Genomic DNA, 3,254 nt, shown 5'->3' with positions numbered 1-3,254 from the left:
CCGCCGCGACGGCGGCGCTCGCCGCCAGCCTCGCCTTCCTGCTCCAGGCCCTGATGCTGGGGGCGCTGCTCGCCCGGGAAGGGCTCTGGCGGCCGGCCTCGGCGCTGCGGCCGGCGGCCGCCGTCGCCGTCGCCAGTCTCGCGATGCTCCTCCTGCTCATGGGCCTCGGCCCGGCCCTTCAGGACTGGATGGCGCCGGGCGAGCCTGTGATCACGCGCGCCGTGGGGCTCGCGTTGCTCTGCGGTGGGGGGCTTGCCGGCTACGGCGCCGCGGGCTGGGCGCTCGGCCTCTTCGGGCCCCGCCGCTGGCCCGGCCCCTTGCGCAAGCGCATCGGTTGAGCCAGAAGCCCCCCTCTCTCCCTCCCGTTCGTGACGACGGAGCGCCCCGATGGCGACCTTTCACCAGCGCGTCTTCTCCGGCATGCAGCCGACCTCGACGCTGCATCTCGGCAATTATCTGGGCGCGCTGACCAACTGGGTCGCGATGCAGGAGACGCATGAGTGCATCTATTGCGTCGTCGACATGCACGCGATCACGGTCTGGCAGGACCCGGCCGACCTGACTCGGGCGATCCGCGAGGTCACGGCGGCCTATGTCGCGGCCGGCGTCGACCCCAGGCGCAGCATCATCTTCAACCAGAGCCAGGTTTCGCAGCATGCGGAACTCGCCTGGGTGTTCAACTGCGTCGCCCGCCTGGGCTGGCTCAACCGCATGACGCAGTTCAAGGAGAAGGCCGGCAAGGACCGCGAGAACGCCTCGATCGGGCTCTACGCCTATCCGGCGCTGATGGCGGCCGACATCCTGCTCTACAAGGCGACGCATGTTCCAGTCGGCGAGGACCAGAAACAGCATCTCGAACTCGCCCGCGACATCGCGCAGAAGTTCAACAACGATTTCGGCGCGCAGATCGCGGAGCGCGGGCTTGGCACAGGCGAACTTGGGTTCTTCCCGCAGCCCGAGCCGATGATCCAGGGCCCGGCGCCCCGCGTGATGAGCCTGCGCGACGGCACCAAGAAGATGTCGAAATCCGACGCCTCGGACAATTCGCGCATCAACCTGACCGACGATGCCGAGACGATCGCCCAGAAGATCCGCAAGGCGAAGACCGACCCCGACGCGCTGCCCTCCGAAGAGAAGGGGCTGGAGGGCCGGCCCGAGGCCGAGAATCTCGTCGGCATCTATGCCGGGCTGAACGGCGAGACCAAGGCGCAGGTTCTGGCCCAGTTCGGCGGCGGGCAGTTCTCCGGCTTCAAGGCGGCGCTGGTCGACCTCGCCGTGGCCAAGCTCGCGCCGATCGCCGGCGAGATGCGCCGCCTGCTGGCCGATGTCGGCCATATCGACGCGATTCTCGGCGAAGGCGCGCAGCGTGCTGAGGCAATCGCCGCGCCGATCATGCGCGACGTCAAGGACATCGTCGGCTTCGTGCGGCGCAGCTGAGCCGTGCGGCGAGGTTTACACGGGCAGACTTGCGCTGACGTTGCGGCGCGGGCCACGATGCCCACTCCTGAAGCGGCGGCAGGACAGGCGACATGGTGAAACGACGGCGGTCCTATGAGACGGGCCATCGCCCGAAATTCCTCGCGGTCGTCGATGACAGCGTCGAATGCGCCAAGGCGGTCCGCTTCGCGGCGCGCCGATGCGCGCGGCTTGGTGCCTCGATCGTGCTGCTGGGCGTCATCACACCGCCAGAGCACGAGACCTGGCTGGGCGTCGGCGAGGTGATGCAGGCGGAAGCCGAAGCCGAGGCCGAGAAGCTGATCGACGCCGCCGCCGACGCCGTGCGCACCTTCGCCGGACTCGAGCCCGAGCGCGTCGTGCGTACCGGCGACAAGGCGGATGAGGTGGTCAAGCTGATCGAGGCGGACGAGGACATCTCGCTGCTCGTGCTGGCCGCCGGCGCCGGGCGCGACGGGCCGGGGCCATTGGTCAGCGCGCTCGCCGGCAAGTCGGCCGCGAGCTTCCCGATTCCCGTCGCGATCGTGCCCGGCCATCTCGAGGACGAGGAAATCGACGCCCTGGCGTGACCCGGCGCCGCCGGCCACCCGCTTCACGCTGGAATGATTCGCGCCAGGCGCCTATATCTCGCTGATGGAACGGCGGCCTTGAACCGTCCGGGACCGGAGACTCCAGCATGTTCATCCAGACCGAAGCCACGCCGAACCCGGCGACCCTGAAATTCCTGCCCGGCCGCACCGTCATGCAAGACGGCACGCTGGAGTTGCGCGACGCGGAACAGGCCGAGCGCTCGCCGCTGGCGCAGCGGCTCTTCGGCGTCAACGGCGTGTCGGGCGTCTTCCTCGGGGCCGACTTCATTACCGTGACCAAGGCGGACGGCGAGTGGCCGCATCTGAAGCCCGCGATCCTGGGCGCCATCATGGAGCATTTCATGTCGGGCGCACCGGTGCTGGCCAGCGGCTCGCAGGCGGATGTGATCGAAGAGGGCGAGTTCTTCGCCCCCGAGGACGCGCAGACCGTCGAGACCATCAAGGACCTGCTGGAAACGCGCATCCGACCGGCGGTTGCGGGCGATGGCGGCGACATCACCTTCCGCGGCTTCAAGGACGGCACGGTCTATCTCGCGATGAAGGGCTCCTGCTCGGGCTGCCCTTCCTCGACCGCGACACTGAAGCACGGCATCCAGAACCTGCTGCGCCACTTCCTCCCGGACGTACGCGAGGTCGAGGCGATTTGAGCGGACCTTCGCTCTCCTGATTGTATAAACCAGACACGCCGTCATCCCGGACGAAGCGGAGCGGAGTTCCGGGATCCATCATAGAGCGGGGTCGGCGCCCTATGATGGATCCCGGATCGGCGCTGCTACGCAGCTTGTCCGGGATGACGGCGTGTTTCAGCATCTTATGTAACAGGGCCGAACAGCACCAATGCGCATTCTCGCGATCGACACCGCGCTCGGCGCCTGTTCCGCCTGCGTGCTGGAGGCGGGCTCGGCCGAGCCTCTCGCGATCGAGCAGGTGGCGATGGAGCGCGGCCATGCCGAGGCGCTGATGCCGCTGATCGAGCGCGTGATGAATGCGGTCGATGGCGGCTTCTCCTCGCTGGACCGCGTCGCCGTGACAGTGGGGCCCGGCAGCTATACCGGTCTGCGCGTCGGCGTCAGCGCCGCACGCGCCGTCGCGCTCGCGGCGAAGATCCCCGCCGTCGGCGTCACCACGCTGGCTGCCTGCGCCGCGCCGCTGGTCGGCCGCGAGAGCGGCCGCGTGATCGCTGCCGCGCTAGACGCCAGGCACGGGCAG

5 protein-coding genes are annotated in these 3,254 nt (G+C 68.9%); all 5 read left to right on the top strand.

Annotated elements, in window-relative coordinates:
* A partial coding sequence (locus Q8M82_RS08530; RefSeq protein WP_305690939.1) for a hypothetical protein occupies positions 1 to 338 on the top strand: 338 nt, incomplete at its 5' end.
* Positions 339 to 387: 49 nt separating this feature from the next.
* Positions 388 to 1,437 carry a tryptophan--tRNA ligase gene (trpS, locus tag Q8M82_RS08525; RefSeq protein WP_305690938.1) on the top strand — a complete coding sequence of 350 codons (1,050 nt, stop codon included), beginning with the start codon at positions 388 to 390 and terminating at the stop codon, positions 1,435 to 1,437.
* Positions 1,438 to 1,529: 92 nt separating this feature from the next.
* On the top strand, positions 1,530 to 2,024 hold the full coding sequence (locus Q8M82_RS08520) for a universal stress protein (RefSeq protein ID WP_305690937.1): 495 nt from the start codon (positions 1,530 to 1,532) through the stop codon (positions 2,022 to 2,024).
* A 107-nt stretch (positions 2,025 to 2,131) separates the two neighbouring features.
* Positions 2,132 to 2,692, top strand: a complete 561-nt coding sequence (locus tag Q8M82_RS08515) for a NifU family protein (RefSeq protein WP_305690936.1) — start codon at positions 2,132 to 2,134, stop codon at positions 2,690 to 2,692.
* A gap of 190 nt (positions 2,693 to 2,882) precedes the next feature.
* Positions 2,883 to 3,254 (top strand): tRNA (adenosine(37)-N6)-threonylcarbamoyltransferase complex dimerization subunit type 1 TsaB (tsaB, locus tag Q8M82_RS08510; protein WP_305690935.1); only part of this gene is annotated, 372 nt, incomplete at its 3' end.

Origin of the sequence: Allobosea sp., from assembly GCF_030694325.1 — a bacterium.
Classification (GTDB): Bacteria; Pseudomonadota; Alphaproteobacteria; order Rhizobiales; family Beijerinckiaceae; genus Allobosea.
Note: the sequence above shows the minus strand (reverse complement) of the source record. Positions and strands in the feature narration are given on the sequence as shown.